This window comes from Bartonella sp. CL25QHWL (assembly GCF_042195335.1).
Lineage (GTDB): Bacteria > Pseudomonadota > Alphaproteobacteria > Rhizobiales > Rhizobiaceae > Bartonella.
Map to the genome: position 1 here is coordinate 209,605 of NZ_JBHIOE010000002.1, position 18,740 is coordinate 228,344.

The window sequence follows — 18,740 nt, forward strand, 5'->3', positions numbered from 1 at the left end:
TGAACCGTTTCCTTTGTATTAGAGATATAGAAGTTTTTTTAAAAAGATGTTAGCTTTTTTATAAAGAATGATGAAGGCTTAAGAGATTGGATATTTTATTCTATCATTTGACGCAGTCAACGCTGAAGGATATTTTGCCGACGCTTGTGGAGCGTGCATTGGCTCGTTTTGGTAAAGTAACAATACAATGTGTGAGTAAAGAACAACGCGATTCTATAGATATACATTTATGGGTTTATGCTGATGAATCATTTATTGGACATGGAACGGAGTGTGATCAATATTCAAACTTTCAGCCTGTATTTCTGACGACAGGACAAGAAAATCCGAATGATTCAAAGGTTCGTTTTCTCATAGAGGGAGCTGTTTGTTCGGATATTGATGCTTATCAACGGCTTGTCGTGATATTTGATGGTAGAAGTGAAGAGCAGTTGAATCTCGTTCGTGCACAGTGGAAAAAATATAAAATGGAAAATCATAATTTAACGTATTGGCAACAGACTGAAGATAGTCGCTGGGAAAAACAGGTTTAATGCGTCTCGTATCTATTGCTCTGATTTTTATAGGATTGCTGGGAATAGTAAATCCAGCACTTTTTATTACGGAAGGTTCAGGGGGAGGGCGTTGGGTTTTTATTGTGATTTTTCTTTTAGGCATGCTAAAGATATGGCCTATAATTAAAAAAACGAAACGCCATGATGATGATTATTGATCGAATTTTGCTTATTTTATGGGCTGTGATGTTGTCCTTCTTTTGCGTGTCGTGGTTGGGGACAACGCATATCTTATCAAAAATGTTTGCTGTTGCTTATATGAGTAATATTGCAGATTTTTTATTTTTCTTTTTGAGTGCATTGTTTGCGGGAATATTGTGGTGGAAAATACCTCAACCCCTGTCTTTAAAAACAAAACTGGCAGCATTTTTGCCGCCAGTCCTTATTTTATTCTTCGTTATTATATTTTAGTTGGATATTTCATCATCTGTAAATCCGACGAAGCAAATCAGTGAAATAAAAGAAGCAAGAAGCAAATAATAACCGATATAAGATGTATCGAAATGTTGCACCAGATATTCTGCAATATAAGGCGCGAGAGATGCTCCTATGATAGCAGATAAATTGAAAGTGATAGAAGAACCGGTATATCGGATTGCTGTTGGGTATGGTGAAGCCAAAACAGCACCAAGAGGACTGTATATCATTCCCATGAGAGACAAACCAATAACAGACATTGCAAGGACTCCTATAACTCCAGAATTTAAGAAATAAGGAATTGCGAAAGAATAAATACCGGTGATGATCGTAATCCAAATCATCAAAGTTCTACGTCTAATACGGTCAGCGAGTTTTCCAGTGATGACAGTAAAAATCCCACAAAAAATAGCACCGACAATTTCGATTTGAAGAGCTTGATGAAATGGCAATTGCAGATGGTTTGTTGAATAGCTTAACAAATATGTAGTAACCAAGTAAAACAAAACAAAAGTTGCCATACCAGAAAATACTCCAAGAAATAGGATTCGTGGACATTTTAAAAAGACATCTATGATAGGAACTTTGACATGTTCTTTACTTTCAAGAGTTTTTTTGAATTGAACAGTTTCATTAATTGAAAGACGGACCCATAATCCTATAATCATAAAAACAACTGAAGCAATAAAAGGAATACGCCATCCCCAAGCTAAAAGTTCTGCACGATCAAGGAAATGCAACAGAGCTAAATAAACAGCAATAGATAAAAACAAACCTATTGAAACGCCTAATTGGGGGAACATCGCATACCAGCCGCGCTTTTCTGGAGGGGCATTTTCTGTTGCGAGCAAAACAGCGCCTCCCCATTCTCCTCCTAATCCCATTCCCTGTCCAATACGGCACAAGGTTAAGAGGAAAGGGGCAAACCACCCTGCTATTTCATAAGTAGGAAGAAAACCAATAATGACTGTTGAAAGACCCATTGTGAGAAGAGAAGCAATAAGTGTTGCTTTTCTTCCAATTTTATCCCCAAAATGTCCAAAAACAACTGATCCAAAAGGGCGAGCAAAAAAGGCTGCTCCAAATATCAGGAAAGATTGTAAAATGGCAGTCTGATCATTTTGTGTTGGAAAAAACACATGAGGAAATATAAGAGCTGCGGCAGTGCCAAAGACATAGAAATCGAAGAATTCAATTGTTGGTCCAATAAGGCTTGCAAATAAAATTCGACGAGGGGAGTTTCTGTTGCTTGTAGCTTTCATTTCTGAGTTTATAGACATGAATAGAATGTCCCTTTCAGTATATGACAAATCAAATAACGAGTTAACTGACTATAACTATAGAAATTTCAAATCAGTGTCGAGTCAATATTATGACACTTCGTTATATATTAGAACAATGATTATGGACTGATGAGTATGAATAAGTGTTCTATATATTATCCAAAATGAATAAAATAAAGACGCTGCTTTAAATGCTGTAGAAGATGGCAATAGGTGGCTATAAACGCAGCTCTCATTCACATTGCTGTTTCCTTTAAAGTTTAATGCCATTTTTATCTATTAAGGGATCAATCTTATTCGTAGATCAGTGTTTAGTGTCTCAAAATATTAAAAATATTTTTCATGGATGCAATTGCAACACTTTTAAAGTGTATCTAAAGCAAATTAAATCTTTTAGTTGTGCATGCATTTTAAAACACATGGTGTATATTTGATCTGTCAGAGCTTAATCCATCGAATGCTTTGCTATCTTAAAAGATATGAGGTTGAGCAATTACGTTGTGTTGTTTTGATCTATGCACTTTTTTCTAAATGGGAGAATTTAAATTTATGGAGTGTAAATAATGCAACGCAAATTGAAATTAAGTTTTTGTGCGGTAATGGCCAGTGGTTTTTTTGTCAAGATTGCGAGTGCATATGGAGTAGCTACACCAAGAGAAAAGTTATTAACACCAGTAAGTATCAGTGAACACCTAGAAGAGACAAGAAAGTTGTTATCGGAAGTGAGGGGACTAAAAGAAAAAAAGGGGGGATCAAAAAAGATAGAGAATAAACAGACAGTAGAAGGAAGTGATCTTTCAGAAGAGGAAAGGAAGGAATTAGAAAACCTATTTTTTGAAGTACTCACAAATTCAATAATTTATGATGATATTGCCGTTTATATTACTGACCGTGATTCTGAGGACTCTGGTAAAAAAGTAAATAGCTTTAATTATGAAGACGCTGGATATTCTATCAATAATACGGTTCAGGAGGGTGGAAAACTTTACATTGATGCAGCAAGTGTTAGCAGGGATACGACAATTGAGCATGGTGGGATTGAGTTTGTCCAAAACTTAAGCATTTCAGAATATGCCACTGTTAAAAAAGGTGGTAAACAAATTGTTGAGAGTGGTGCAAATGCAGAAGGTGCTAAAATTTATGGTGGCGAGCAGATTATTTTTGGTAAGGGAAGTCTTGGATCTGGTTTGTTGCGTAAAGATAAGGCAAGTAGTGCTTATAACACCGAAATTTATGCTGAAGATGGAATACTAGGAATACAAAGTGTCTATAGTGGGGGGATGGCTGTTGACACAAAGATTATGAGAGGCGGTGTCCAGAATCTTGATGGTGAAGAGAATTTTCATAACGGCTTCTCAGAAGATGCTGATACAGCCGATACAGAAGATGAAGATTTTACAATTAATGAGGGGGCTTTTGCACTGAGTAGCGAACTTTTTAAAAATGGTATGCAGAATATCTTTGCGGGAGGGAATGCGAGTGAAGTTACTTTATACGATAGAGCTATTCAGAATATATATGATTCTGGATATGCGGATAATCTAACTATTAATCATCAAGCAAGGTCATGGGGTTTTGCTGGTGCGATATTAGGTGAAAATACAAATGTTCATGATTTTGGTAGTCTTTATCTTTATGCTGGGAATGGTGAAGCTGTTACGGAAGTAGAAAATCTTAATTTAAATGGAGAAGATAGCAAACTATACATTATTGCGTCTGAAGATAACGGCAAAAAACCTGAGATTAATGTTAAGAATTTAAAAGGAAGTGGCAGAGTTATTTTTACGTCTTTAGGGACGAATAAGCTCTATTCTCAACTTAATATTGATGATCTTTCAGGTTCTTTACATTTCGATTTTAATGTCAATTTTGCCAAGCAGCTTAGTGATTATCTTGTGATTAAAAAAAGGGGCTCTGGTTCTCACACAATAAGTGTGGCTGATTCTGGGCGTGAAATTACAAATTCTTCTTACAAAAAGCTTAAATTAATTACTGATCGCAGCGGAAATGCCCATTTTACTCTGACAAACACTTTTGGTGAAAAAATCGGAACTGTTGATGCCGGAACCTATCGGTACAGTTTGAAACATAGAAACAATAAGGGTACTGGTAAAGTTTGGTACTTAGATGCAAACCACACCATTGATGAGACAACTTCTCAAGTTTTTGATAGTGTATTGAAACCATATACTGGTTCATCAAGTGATTTACTTACAGAACTCACAATTGATCAAGGAACAACTGTTTCTATTGCAGATCCTAGCTTTGACACGAGTAGCAAGGAAGTTGATAGCAATGGAGAAACTTCAATTAGTAATACAGTTAAAGATGGTGGAAAGCTTTCCGTTTATAGCGGTGGTTTTAGCTTGTATACGACAATTCAAAGAGGTGGCACTGAGCTTATTAAAACACAGGGTCTTTCACAGGATACTATTGTTCATAAAGGTGGGCAACAAAAGGTTGAAGATGGGGGAAAAGCTGAAGGGGTTAAAATTTACGGTGGTGAGCAGTTTGTTTCAGGAAAGTCTGATATCAAAGGTGAGATGGTAAGAAGCAGTGCCTATGACACTATCGTTTCTGGTGAGAATGGAGTGCGAGGATATCAGAATGTGTATGATGATGGAGAGGTTTTTAACACAAAGATCATGGAAGGAGGGATACAAAATCTTTATGGAGAAGAGGATCTAAACGATTATAGCAGTTTTGCCTTTGATACGAAGGTCTTTTCTGGTGGAGAGCAACACATTTTAGCGGGGGGAATCGCGATTGGCGTTCTTTTACAAGGGAATGCTTTCCAAGCAATAGATTTAGGAGGCTATGTAAAGGATTTAATAATTAGAGATCAAGCACAATCGTGGTTACATTTTGGTGCAACATTAGAAGGAAGCATTATGATTCATGATTCTGGACGGATTTATCTTTATGCTGGTGCTGAGCGATCTCGTACTGAAGTAGAAAAAATTGTCTTAAATGGCAGAGATACAAAATTGTACGCGATTGCCTCTAATATAGATGGTGAAAGTTCTTTGATTGAGAATCTGAGTGGGAATGGTCGTGTTATTTTTACTTCTACCGTGTTTAATCCACATTACTCTAAACTTGAGATCAATGATCTTTCAGGGAGTTTACATTTTAGGTTGCATACTAATTTTGCAGAACAGCGCGGTGATTATCTTCTGATAAAACAAGGATCAGGTAATCACACCATAAGTGTTATCGATTCTGGTGTTGAAATGACCAATTCTCCTCTACAAGATCAGAATTTAGTTTTGGAGCTTGATTTAATTCATGTTCAAAGCGGAAATGCGCATTTTACTCTGACAGATTTTTCTGGTGAAGAGACGAGTACGATTGATGGTGGAGCCTACATGTATGGCTTAAAGACAAAAGATGATAATGGGGGAAAGACTTGGTCTTTGGCTACATCACAAATAACTTCTGCTCCTGTAATTCCTTCACCTCATGTGGAGTCGCCTATAGATAAGCTTCCTGAAAAAGAAGAAATATGACATCGTCAAAAGATTTTAGTATCTCTGATGTAATTCATTACAGCATTGGGGAAGGAGGAGAAATTCTACAAAGCTCTTTGCTCGGTGATGATAACGTAGTTTATGTCTCTGATGATGGAGAGCAAGGTGTTCTTAAGAAGTCTATTAATAATACAATTCAGGGATCAGGAAGACTTTATGTTGAAGCTGGTGGTTTCAGTAAAAATACAACCATTGAAAATGGTGGTACTGAGATTGTAGGGGAACAGGGGGTCTCAGAATCTACGATTATTTACGAGGGTGGAAAACAAAAAGTGGAGGGGGGAGGCTCTGCTTTGAGAGTTGAAATTTATGGTGGGGAGCAGCTTGTTTTCGGAAATGGTTATGTAAATGGTGGAATGGTGGGGAGCAGTGCTTATAACACGACACTTTATGGTCAAGGTGATACGCCGGGACAGCAGAATGTATATGATGATGGGATGGCTGTGGGAACAAAAGTGATGAGTGGAGGAGTACAAACTCTTGCTAAGTGGTTTCCTAATGATGATAACTTTGCAGAAAAAGCCGGCGGTTTAGCTGTAAATGCTGAAATCTTTTCAGAGGGTGTGCAGCGTGTTTTAGCAGGAGGTGAAGCAAATACAGTCATTTTACGCACTGGTGGTGTTCAAGAAGTCTATGCAGGTGGAATTGTAAAGAATCTAACGATTGAAGGTAATGCTAATTCATGGATTTCTCCTGGTGCAATATTAGGAGGAGAAATAAAAGTTCAGGATTTTGGTGGGCTCCATCTTGATGCTGGAGACGATGGTCAACAAACTATAGTAGAAAACATTGAATTAAATGGAGAAGACGCTCAATTATACTCCGTTGCTCGTGGGTTTGACGACAAAAGTACACGCATTCAGCAGTTAAGCGGTGTAGGAAAAGTCATTTTTACCTCTTTTGAAGATGATTTATATTACTCTCAGCTTTACATTGATAATCTAGCAGGGAGTCTACATTTTAACTTTAATGTTAGCCTTGCAGAAGAAAAAGGTGATTATCTCTTTATCAAGAATGGGAGTGGTTCTCACACAATAAGTATTTTAGATTCCGGTATTGAAATTGTTGATCCCTCTTCAACAGAACTTGATTTAATTTTTGATCAAAGTGGTGGCGCACATTTTACCTTGAGAAGCTTTTCTGGTGCAAATGTTTAAACTATTGATGGCGGAACCTATACGTATGGTTTAAAACAGAGAATTGATGAGGATGGGGGTGAAAAAGTTTGGTATTTATCTGCAGTATTTATTGATAATGTTTCATTTCTCAACAGTTTACCACGTAGTAGAAGCAGATCTGTGCGGCATTTAAATCAAAATCAATCAGTTTCTTCTCTTTCAACGATTGCAGCATCACAAGAGCATGCTATTAAATTGCCACGTCGAAGAAAAAACCGCCAAAACTTGAGTCAAAGATCTCCAGCTTTTGTTTCTCCAACTGTTTCCTCTCTTGGAAGTCACGTTATTGAAGTCTCAGGTCCAGCGAGTTCTCATCCTCTTTCTGCTGAAGAGCAACAAACTGCTATTTCAGAATCTTCTCACTCTTTAGCCGATCAGATGATTGTGCGTCCAGTTCATAAAGAACAGCCTTCTCCACAATTGAGTGAGACGCTTTCAGTTTCTCACTTTTTGACCACGCCCTCTACAGATGCGGTATTGTCTATGTCTGTAGCTCCAGCGATGGTGTTTCACAACGAAATGCAAACAGTGCGTGCGGGAAGAGGAATTCTAGATAAAAGTAAAAAGAATGCAGCTTTATGGACCTATGCGATTAAATCTAAAGAGAGTATTGCGACAGAGCATATAGATTTTAAGTTAGATCAGACAGGTATTGTTTTAGGGATCAATGGTTTAAGCGAGTGGGAAAGTGGAGAATTTTATATAGGTGGTTTTGGCAGTTATGATCGTGTCCGTGTTGCGCATGCACGGGGGGGTATCAGTGGTATCAATACTTATGGTATTGGCGCTTATGTCACTTATTTGGATCATAGTGGATGGTATCTCGATGGTATTTTAAAATACAATCATTATCAAAATACTCTAAAGGCAGTTTCAACGAATGGTTTAGGGATTGAAGGAAGTTATAGGCAATGGGCGGTGGGCGCCTCCTTTGAAGCAGGTTATCGACTTCAGACGTCAAAGAACAGTTGGTTGCAGCCTTATGGACAATTTACATGGTTGCAAGTTGAAGGTAAAGAAATCAAGTTATCGAATGACATGACAGGTGACATGCGTCCATTCACTTCATTACGCAGTGAGGTTGGCTTATCTTTAGGATATGAATTTGGTTCTCACATGGATTCCTCATCGCTTGCGTATATTACAGCAGCATGGTTGCGTGAGAATAAAGATGACAATCAAACGTTAATTAATCAACGGCATTCATTTACCACGGACTTATCAGGGAATGCAGGTAAATTAGGAATAGGTTTAAGCAGTTTAGTGAGTGAGAAGTTAAAGTTATATGGTGAGGCCCATTATATTAAAGGGCGTAAAACAAAACAGTCCCTTCAGGGAATTATAGGTGTACGCTATAGTTTCTAAATATATGGTTATTTTTTAGTTATCTTTAAATATATGATTGTTTTAAAGGTCTTTAATTAAAGGTTCAGAGAACAATTTTTCAGAGCATGCAGCTTCGTTGTTCATGATAAACTGTATACCCTTATATACTTGATTATGCATTACTTTTTATCTTTTATAAGAAAACTCCGAGAAAATGCTAAAGAAGCACTATAAGAGCGCTCTTATATTCTTGATCAAAAAAGTATTTAAAAACTATAAAGAGCGGTTTTTTATGAGATAAGGATGATTTTTAAGAAGGATTGTTGCAATCTAAGGTTGAAAATATATTTTGTAGAGCTAATTACGTTTAGTGTCTATGCAGGCGTGAAGGGGGGAGGATATGGCTCTACAATATAAATGGAAACGACATTGTTGGATACTCATGTTGAGCAGCTGTTTTGTGCAAGCTGCTGCTGCAAATGAGGGGGGACCAGCACTTTTTTGTCAATCTTCAAGTTATGAAAATGATAAAGTATTTCAAGATCAATACAATGAGGATATGAAAACAGGCAGATGCATACTTGGAGCCTCTAATGATGCCATGGTAAGAACGCGCAATGAATTAGACTTTTTGAAAAAGCCTAGCGATTTTATCATGGATAAGGGTGCTAGAGTGTTTGCGAGTCAACAGGAACTTGACAGTAGTCATCGTGACAATGCTGGATATAATGCACAAGAACAAAATACTGCGTTTCTTAAAAAGCCTGAACTTATCTCCATTAAAGATGGGGCAATTTTAGAAAATTATATCCTTGATAATGAAGGTAAAGCATACATTTCAAATGATGGTGAGATTGATAGTCCAGGGCGATCCATTAATAACACTGTAAGGAATGGTGCAGAGCTTTATGTGTATGCAGGAGGACTCAGTGAGAATAGTAAAATTGAACATGGTGGAATTGAAAATGTTCAGGCTTTGAAGGGAAAACAAGGTTTTTCGAAAAATGCTGTTGTTGAAGAAGGCGGACACCAAAGTGTTGGAAATGGAGGAAAAGTAGAAGGGACTAAAATTTATGGTGGTGAGCAGCTTGTTTTCGGCGAGGGGGATATTGGAGGAGAGATTAAAGGGAGTAGTGCTTCTCATACTGTCATTTATGGTCAAGATGAAACACTAGGCCAACAAAAAGTATATGATGGCGGAAAAGTTTGGAATACGAAAGTTATGCGAGGGGGTGTCCAAGAGGTTGGAAAAAAGTCTCAAAGTGCAAAAAATGGTGGTTTTGCATTTGACACAGAAGTTTTTGGTGGTGGTAAACAACGTATCTTAAAAGGCGGTCAGGCTATTGGAGTCACTTTAAATGAGAGTGCTATTCAGGAAATATATACTGATGGATCTGTAAAGAATCTAACAATGAATGATCAAACAAAATCATGGGTGCATGCTGGAGCAACATTAGAAGGCAAGACACAGGTAAACCATTCTGGGCAGATCCATCTTTATGCTGGGAATGATCAACAACGCACCACAGTAGAAGATATTATTTTAAATGGAAAAGATACAAAACTGTACTCTGTTACTGATGAGTTTGATGGAAAAAGTTCTTTGATACAAAAATTAAGTGGTGAAGGGAGTGTTATTTTTTCGTTTACAGGTTCTGATCCATATTATTCTCAGCTTCATGTGAATAATCTTTCAGGAAATTTACATTTCGCGTTCAATACTACGATTGCCCATAACCGTGGTGATTATCTCTTGGTTGAGAAAGGCGCTGGGAAACATACAATAAGTGTTGCTGATTCTGGAGTTGAAATCACAGATCCTTTTTCAAATAAGCGTGATTTAATTACGGATCAAAGTGGTGGTGCGCATTTTACGCTGACAGATTTTAAGGGTGAAAAAATTAACGCCATTGATGGTGGAACTTATATGTATGATTTGAAAGAAAGAAAGGATGAAAATGGGAAAGTTTGGTTTTTATCGGCAGACCGCCTCAGTGGACCAGAGCCTTCTATGCCAGATCCGACAGATCCTTTTTTTCCTGGTGAAACATCAACAACCCCCTCTACAGATGCAGTGTTAACGTTGTCCGTAGTCCCTGGACTTATTTTTAATAATGAGTTGCAAGTTGTACGGAATGGTAGAAAAATTTGGGACAGAAATAAGAAAGATATCGAACTATGGACTTATGGGATTAAGAGCAGAGAACGTGTTGCGACAGGCCATACACACTTTAAGCTTGGGCAGACAGGTTTAGTCTTTGGTGCTGATCAGTTGAGTGAATTAAGGCATGGAGAGTTGTATGTTGGTGGTTTTGGGAGTTATGATCAAGCACGTGTTTCTCATGCACGAGGTGGTGATAGTGATTTGAGCTCTTATAGCATTGGAACTTACGCAACTTATTTTGATCATCGTGGATGGTATATGGATGGTGTTTTGAAATATAATTATTACCGAGATAATTTAAAAGCCATATCAACGAATGGTTTAGCTATTCAAAGTCATTACAATCAGTGGGCGATAGGTGGATCATTTGAGATTGGCTGTTATTTTGAACCGGCACAGAATACTTGGATGCAGCCTTATATCAAGCTAACAGGTTTGCAGGTTGAAGGTAAAAGAATAAAACTTTCCAATGAAATGATAGGTGATCTAAGCCCATTAAATTCATTCCGCAGTGAAGTTGGATTGACTGCAGGACATGAATTTTTTGTGAATTCAGAAACTTCATTAACAGCTTACATTATGGCAGCTTGGTTGCGTGAGAATATAAATAATAATTATACGACAATTAATAAGCAGTATAAATTTATTACAGATTTATCAGGCAGTGCGGGTAAATTGGGAATTGGTTTAAACGGTACGGTCAATGATAAACTAACACTTTATGCGGAAGCACATTATCTAAAAGGACATAAGATTAAGAATGCTCTTCAAGGTATTTTAGGATTACGCTATAGTTTCTAAATATGTGTGTACACGGCTGATTAATTTTACAAATGTAATTATTTTGCAAGCTTAAACAGATAACGCTCGATTTTGTCTTCTCGAGAGTATAGGGACTTTCTCAAATAGTAGGAATGTCTTTATACTCTCTTTTTTAAAGGCAACATACTGAATTTATAATAATAATTCATTTCTATGCATGTTGAATGAGAGTCTCGAGTATCATAGGATTCTCTCATTCCAAATCTGTTTATGTTGAATCAATCAAAATTATTCGCTTGGCACATCACAAGTGGGATGAACGTGTGGATAAAAACTATATAAGAAAAGAGTAAAAATGTCTCTTATGAATCTTCTCTAGTGTCAAGGGCTGTCACAACATTAGGATGGCAAAGTGTATGATGATATCGGCTCGCTTCTTCATAAGCGTAAAGATTGGGGACGCAATGGCTTTACCGGTATACCATTCATGGGATGATGTCGCGAAATGGGTTCGGGTGCGTTGAGAGATGTCTCTTTAAAACAAGCGCGTGAATGTACAATTCAAAGGCGTTTTGTGTTCCGTGAAGGACGTGACCTCGTTAGGCACGAGCATTTTGTTCATCTAACTTCAAATATTGAAAATTGTTCCTTGAACTCAAGTAAACAATTTGAATTTTATTAAGATTTTCAGCCGTAAGTTAGAATTTTCTAGTAGCTCATAGATACACAACTTAAAGTTGTTTATATTAAAAAATACACTTAAAAAGTGTTTTTAAACATAAATAAAACACATTACGATACAATCTAAGACGAGTTACCTACGTAGCCGTGGGATATTTTTCTAAATAATTGAGAGTGGAGTGTCGATAATGCAGTATAAACATAAGTTGAGTTTTTCAGTATTGATGATCAGTAGTTGTCTTGTACAAGTTGCAAGTGCAGTTGAAAACAGGAATGAAGAGTTAAAAAGATTAGAAAATGTGGAAAGTGGAGGGAAGGTACCAAAAGGTTCAGCACTGATTACAACCCTTTTCAACAATAATGTTAAGATCGAAGGTGGTGGTGTTGAAATTGTTGAAAATGGAGCAACTTCTGTAGGTGCTACTATTGAAAAAGGAGGGATGCAAATAGTTACACGTGGAGGAAATGCAATAGATGCTAAAATCCTTGGAGGTAAGCAGTTTATTCATGAAGAAAAAGGTCTTGATCTTATAAGCGTGGAGAGAAAAAGTAGTGCATATAAATCCACAGTTTCTGGTGGCAGTGGAGCAGTGGGACAGCAGAATGTGTATGATGGAGCGTGGGTTTGGAATACGAAAGTGGTAGATAACGGAGAACAAAACCTTTATGCAGGAGAAAGAAAAGAGGGGGGAAAATCAATGTATGCTGAGGTCTCTGGAAATGGGAGACAGCACGTCTTAGCGTTAGGAGAATCTTTTGCTACTAATTTGAAAGATCATGCTATTCAAGTTGTATATCCTGAAGGGTTTGTGGATGGTCTGACTGTTAACAACTTTGCTAAGTCATGGTTCCATGTTGGTATAAAAGATGTCGTTGGAGAAGTAATGGTCAATGATCACGGAGAACTTTATTTATTCGCTGGTGATAGGACAAATCATACGACTAAGAAAAAAATTCCTATAAAGGACAGAGTTGAAGAAACAATATTTGAGGTTGGTGAACGGAATATAGGAGAAAAACCTCAGATTGAAATTGAAGATTTAGGGGGGCAGGATGGGACTATTATTTTTACTTCTATACCGTATGATCCACAACATATTTCACTTCACGTTGAGAAACTTTCAGGAAGTTTGCATTTTCGATTCAATATTAGTGCTACGGGGGATGCAAGTGATTACGTGTCGATTGATGAAGGTTCGGGTAATCACAAAATAAGCGTTGCAGATTCTGGTCGTGAAATTACAGGTCCTATCTCTCAGAAAAATGGTTGGGCTACAGAGATTAATTTAGTTACTGATAAATTAGGAGGCGCTAATTTTACTCTGGAAGATCTTTCGGGTAATTATATTACAGCTGTTGATGGTGGAGCCTATCAGTATGTTTTACGAAAGAGAGAAAGATGTGCTGATTCTAGTGGTTATTCTACAATTTGGTATTTAAGTTCTGCCTCTGAAGGTACGACACGTTCGAGTACTGAAACACAGTGTGTAAACAAGAAAACGAAGATTCCTCTTGCATTATCTGATCAAGGTGCTTCTTCTAGAGGAAAAAATACCGGTTCTCGTAAACCTACTAAAAAACAACCAGCTAAACCACGTCCTCCACGTCATTTAAGAGAAGCGCAGAATGTCTCTAGTGTTTCTGTATCTCCCTCTCAAGAAAATCAGAATCGTCTGGTGTTTCCTCTAGCGAGTCCTCTTCATTTTTCTGATGAAGAGCAACAGGCTGTTGTTTCAGAATCTTCACACTCTTTAGCCGATCAAATGATTTTGCGTCCAGTTCATAAAGAACAGCCTTCTCCACAATTGAGAGAGACGCTTTCAGTTTCTCACTTTTTGACCACGCCCTCTACAGATGCGGTATTGTCTATGTCTGTAGCTCCAGCGATGGTGTTTCACAACGAAATGCAAACAGTGCGTGCGGGAAGAGGAATTCTAGATAAAAGTAAAAAGAATGCAGCTTTATGGACCTATGCGATTAAATCTAAAGAGAGTATTGCGACAGAGCATATAGATTTTAAGTTAGATCAGACAGGTATTGTTTTAGGGATCAATGGTTTAAGCGAGTGGGAAAGTGGAGAATTTTATATAGGTGGTTTTGGCAGTTATGATCGTGTCCGTGTTGCGCATGCACGGGGGGGTATCAGTGGTATCAATACTTATGGTATTGGCGCTTATGTCACTTATTTGGATCATAGTGGATGGTATCTCGATGGTATTTTAAAATACAATCATTATCAAAATACTCTAAAGGCAGTTTCAACGAATGGTTTAGGGATTGAAGGAAGTTATAGGCAATGGGCGGTGGGCGCCTCCTTTGAAGCAGGTTATCGACTTCAGACGTCAAAGAACAGTTGGTTGCAGCCTTATGGACAATTTACATGGTTGCAAGTTGAAGGTAAAGAAATCAAGTTATCGAATGACATGACAGGTGACATGCGTCCATTCACTTCATTACGCAGTGAGGTTGGCTTATCTTTAGGATATGAATTTGGTTCTCACATGGATTCCTCATCGCTTGCGTATATTACAGCAGCATGGTTGCGTGAGAATAAAGATGACAATCAAACGTTAATTAATCAACGGCATTCATTTACCACGGACTTATCAGGGAATGCAGGTAAATTAGGAATAGGTTTAAGCAGTTTAGTGAGTGAGAAGTTAAAGTTATATGGTGAGGCCCATTATATTAAAGGGCGTAAAACAAAACAGTCCCTTCAGGGAATTATAGGTGTACGCTATAGTTTCTAAATATATGGTTATTTTTAATTGATCTCAATGTGTGTAGAAGGATTTTCAAACCAAGTGTCTAGGTTCGTCCTCTTTAAAGAAGAAGGCTTTCAAAAAGATATATTTTTTGCATGTGAGTTTTTTCTTATGACTTTTTATTGCTTAAATGATAATTTTGATGGGAAGCATTTAAGATTATGAAAGAAGGTTCAATATTTATTGAGAGTCGGTAGCGCATCTTTATGATGGGATGAGCGATTGCAGGTATTTTTATTAAAGTTTTCTTTATAATTCATTCTATATTTTGAGAATTTGTGTAGATTTTTGCAGAGTCACTTGGCAAAGGGCTCCTTGCTCGCTATAGAAACAGTCAGAGAATGTTATAAATGAAATAAAGGTGAGTAAATGGCTTTAGAGCGTACTTTTTCGATGATTAAACCAGATGCAACCCGTCGTAATTTGACTGGCGCAATTACTAAAATGCTTGAGGATGCGGAGCTACGTGTTATTGCGTCTAAACGTGTTTGGATGAGCAAACGTGAGGCTGAAAAATTTTATGCTATTCATAAAGAACGCCCTTTTTTTAGTGAATTGGTTGAATTCATGTCTTCTGGTCCAACCGTTGTACAAGTTTTGGAAGGCGAAAATGCAATAGCTAAAAACCGTGAAGTAATGGGGGCTACGAATCCTAGTGATGCAGAAGAAGGGACAATTCGTAAGGTTCATGCTTTATCGATTGGCGAAAATTCTGTCCATGGATCCGATAGTGCTGAAACGGCAAAAACAGAAATCGCCTTTTGGTTTTCTGAGATAGAAATTGTTGGTTAATAAAGCGTTTATAATAATAAAGCGTATATAAGAAGCAAAAATCCGAAACACTATATTTCGGTTTTTTGCTTATAAGATTATAGACTTTTTTGAAAGCATATGGAGCATTAATTGTTTTTTTAGCTTTTAATATTACAGCTGCTTTTACGAAAATATAAAGCCTATTTACTCTTTTTTGAAGAGCTTTTATCTATATACCACCCTTACTTGTAATGTGCAAAAAAGTGCTTGATTGATTTATCATTAATAAAAATAAATCAATCTTATGCTATTCTTATCTCTTATTTAAGTACAAAAAGATAAATTATCATTATAAATCTCCATACTCTTCATAGGATAACGTGTTTTAAACCTGCACGAAAATAATCCCACCCTGTCCACAATGTAAGGAGGGCAGAAATCCACAGCATAGTAATGCCAAACTCTACTGTGTAAGGGAAAATTTTATTACCGGCTGGTCCAGCTAAAAGAAATACAATAGCGATCATTTGTACAAAAGTTTTCCATTTTGCAAGACGAGAGACAGGAACACTAACTTTTAACTCAGCCAAATATTCACGTAATCCTGATACAAGAATTTCTCTGCAAAGAATGATAATAGCTGCCCATAGTGTCCACCCAGCGATGGTACTGTCTGCGGCAAGCAAGAGCAAACAAGCAGAGACGAGAAGTTTATCGGCAATTGGATCTAACATGCGACCAATATTGGATGTTTGTTCCCAAATACGAGCAAGGTAACCGTCAAGAAAGTCAGTAATGGATGCAACGATAAAAATGGAAACAGCAATCCAGCGAGTGATATCACTTGATTGTAGCCGCCCTTCTAAAAAAAAGCATGCAACAACCATTGGGACTGCAACAATTCGTGCATAAGTTAAAATATTTGGAAAAGAAAAAGTATGATTTTTCATGGAGCCATTTTTAATTCTTGTGAAAGAGAATATATTTCCTTAACGTAACAAGTCGAAGGTTATGAAACAAGCCTATTTTTCATGAAAATGGTTATGAATTTTTTGTGCAATTGTCATAGAGATTCCCGTAACTTTTTTTAAATCTTCAAATGAGGCACTAGCAACAGCTTTGGCACTTCCAAAATGATGAAGCAATGCACGCTTTCTTGTCGGACCAATATTTTCGATTTCATCAAGTGGGTTTTTGAATGTTGCTTTTTTTCGTTTTATCCTATGAGTTCCAATCGCAAAACGGTGTGCTTCATCACGCAGACGTTGCAAAAAATAGAGGATAGGATCACGTGGAGGAAGTGTAAAGGGGGGGATACCTTTTATAAAAAATCGTTCACGTCCCGCATGACGGTCAACACCTTTGGCGATTCCAACAACTGTGAAGAGATCATTTAATTGTAATTCAGCAAGTATTGCATGTACGCTGTTGATTTGTCCTTCACCACCATCGATTAAGATAAGGTCAGGCCAAATGGGAAAAAGATCATCATCTTTTATGTCATGACTTCTATTTGGCAGATCATACTCTTTGATAAGGCGTGAAAATCTTCGTTTAATCACTTCTTTCATCATGCCAAAATCATCGCCAGGCGTGATATCTGTTGAGCGAATGTTGAATTTTCGATATTGATTTTTAATAAATCCCATTTGACCAGCAACAATCATAGCCCCTACAGCATTTGTTCCCATGATATGAGAATTGTCATAGACTTCTATCCGGCGTGGAGGAACAGGTAGTTGGAATGTTTTAGCAAGACCTTGAAGCAATTTTGTATGGGTGGCTGTTTCAGAAAGCTTATGTTCAAGTGCTTCATGAGCATTGAGATAGGCACGATTAACAAGAGTTTTTCGTTCACCTTGTTTAGGTAAAGAGAGGGACACTTTGTGATTTGCTTTGAGACTAAATGCCTCTGTAAGAAGTGTCTTTTCTTCAATTTCTTCAGATAAAAGGATGCTTTTAGGAAGTGGTTTATCATCGTAAAATTGGGCAAGAAAACTCGCTAAAATTTCAGTGCGGGAAAAAGAGGGATCTGCTTTAGGAAAATAGGCACGGTTTCCCCAATTTTGCCCCATGCGAAAAAAGAACACTTGAATACAGGTCATTCCTTCTTTTTGCGCAATTGCAAATACATCCGCTTCTTTTATCGTTTGAGGATTAATACCTTGATGGCTTTGTATGTGAGAAAGGGCTGATAAGCGGTCACGATAGGAAGCTGCTTGTTCAAAATCGAGATTTTCAGCGGCTTTATGCATAGCTTGAACCATATCGCTTTTAATAGATTGATCTTTTCCCGAAAGGAACGCTTTTGCTCCTTTCACCAGTTCTTTATAATCACTGTCACTAATTTCATGAGTACAAGGTGCAGAACATCGCTTAATTTGATAAAGCAAGCAGGGGCGTGTACGGTTTTCAAAAACTGAATCAGTACAGGTTCGTAATAAAAAGACGCGTTGTAAAACATGAACTGTTTGTGTCACTGCACCAGCAGAAGCAAAAGGACCAAAATAGTGAGCTTTTCGTATTCGAGCACCACGATGTTTGTAAAGTGCAGGCACTCGATGATCATCTGTAATCATAATATAAGGAAAACTTTTATCATCACGTAGGAGTACATTAAAATGTGGATGCAATCTTTTGATGAGATTGGCTTCTAAAAGGAGTGCTTCTGTTTCTGTATGGGTGACGATAAATTCCATATGATATGTTGCACGAATCATGCGGGTAATACGATTATTGTGTCCTTGTTCACGTGTATAGTTTGAAACACGTTTTTTGAGATTACGGGCTTTTCCAACATAGAGAATATCACCATTTTCACCAATCATCCGGTAAACCCCTGGCTTATGCGGAAGGTGTCTAACAAACTCTTGTATGAACTTGATACCTTGGAATTGATTTTTCTCATTGCTTTGATTAGCATTATGCCATGTAATATTAGAGAGAAAAGAAAGTTTTTCCCGTTCATTTTGCGGACAATTTGTATTATTTTTCAGGACCATTCCGTTTATTACAAATATGTTGTTTGTTTAATATATGAAATATTCTTTTTTATTAAATAATGATTATTTATGTCTTTATAATTTTTTTCTATAAATAATATCTTATAGCATAAGAGTATGATTTTAGAGAGCCGATCTTTCATAAAAAATATGAGAGTTGTTATTCTAAGACAGCTTTATGAATTTGCCTAATTTATCCATTAAAATGATTGAATAGGAAATCCATGATGATTAAGAGGATAGACTTTCTAAAAGAAAAAAATTAATTCACGCTGATCGTTATTAGCTTACCATTATAATATGTTGGTATTATCCAAAGAATCAA

The 18,740-nt window shown here is 37.2% G+C and carries 9 protein-coding genes and 2 pseudogenes; 8 read left to right on the forward strand and 3 right to left on the reverse strand.

Going from position 1 to position 18,740, the window contains the following annotated elements; translation table 11 throughout:
* The first annotated feature begins 86 nt into the window (after positions 1–86).
* From ACFILY_RS02120 to ACFILY_RS02130, 3 genes are read left to right on the forward strand one after another with little or no spacing between them, the layout of a single operon-like run.
* Positions 87–533 (forward strand): DNA polymerase III subunit chi, encoded by a 447-nt coding sequence (locus tag ACFILY_RS02120; protein ID WP_375637386.1) that lies wholly within the window; start codon positions 87–89, stop codon positions 531–533.
* Positions 533–712, forward strand: coding sequence for a hypothetical protein (locus ACFILY_RS02125; protein ID WP_375630745.1), 180 nt, complete (start codon positions 533–535; stop codon positions 710–712). Before ACFILY_RS02120 ends, ACFILY_RS02125 begins: the two co-directional genes overlap by 1 nt.
* Entirely contained in the window at positions 702–965 is a 264-nt protein-coding gene (locus tag ACFILY_RS02130) for a hypothetical protein (RefSeq protein WP_273791119.1), read from the forward strand. The genes ACFILY_RS02125 and ACFILY_RS02130 overlap by 11 nt, the downstream gene beginning before the upstream one ends.
* On the opposite strand, the gene ACFILY_RS02135 is transcribed toward ACFILY_RS02130, so the two are convergent.
* Positions 962–2,251, reverse strand: coding sequence for an MFS transporter (locus ACFILY_RS02135; protein ID WP_273791063.1), 1,290 nt, complete (start codon positions 2,249–2,251; stop codon positions 962–964). The two genes, ACFILY_RS02130 and ACFILY_RS02135, sit on opposite strands and share 4 nt — an antisense overlap.
* Positions 2,252–2,817: 566 nt before the next feature.
* On the opposite strand from ACFILY_RS02135, the pseudogene bafA (ACFILY_RS02140) reads away from it, so the two are divergent.
* From bafA (ACFILY_RS02140) to ndk, 5 genes and pseudogenes are all read left to right on the forward strand, one after another.
* Positions 2,818–8,327, forward strand: a pseudogene (bafA, locus tag ACFILY_RS02140) (BafA family autotransporter).
* Positions 8,328–8,688: 361 nt separating this feature from the next.
* Positions 8,689–11,253, forward strand: a complete 2,565-nt coding sequence (gene bafA, locus ACFILY_RS02145) for a BafA family autotransporter (RefSeq protein ID WP_375637385.1) — start codon at positions 8,689–8,691, stop codon at positions 11,251–11,253.
* 339 nt (positions 11,254–11,592) lie between these two features.
* A pseudogene (locus tag ACFILY_RS02150) lies at positions 11,593–11,827 on the forward strand (integrase); the annotation flags it as partial.
* Between the two features lie 256 nt (positions 11,828–12,083).
* Complete coding sequence (gene bafA, locus ACFILY_RS02155; RefSeq protein WP_375645298.1) at positions 12,084–14,645, forward strand: BafA family autotransporter; 2,562 nt, start codon at positions 12,084–12,086, stop codon at positions 14,643–14,645.
* 384 nt (positions 14,646–15,029) lie between these two features.
* Positions 15,030–15,452, forward strand: a complete 423-nt coding sequence (gene ndk, locus ACFILY_RS02160; RefSeq protein WP_375631370.1) for a nucleoside-diphosphate kinase — start codon at positions 15,030–15,032, stop codon at positions 15,450–15,452.
* A gap of 329 nt (positions 15,453–15,781) precedes the next feature.
* On the opposite strand, the gene pgsA is transcribed toward ndk, so the two are convergent.
* Positions 15,782–16,363, reverse strand: a complete 582-nt coding sequence (gene pgsA, locus ACFILY_RS02165) for a CDP-diacylglycerol--glycerol-3-phosphate 3-phosphatidyltransferase (protein ID WP_273723320.1) — start codon at positions 16,361–16,363, stop codon at positions 15,782–15,784.
* 72 nt (positions 16,364–16,435) lie between these two features.
* Complete coding sequence (gene uvrC / locus ACFILY_RS02170; protein WP_375637383.1) at positions 16,436–18,415, reverse strand: excinuclease ABC subunit UvrC; 1,980 nt, start codon at positions 18,413–18,415, stop codon at positions 16,436–16,438.
* Positions 18,416–18,740 lie beyond the last annotated feature (325 nt).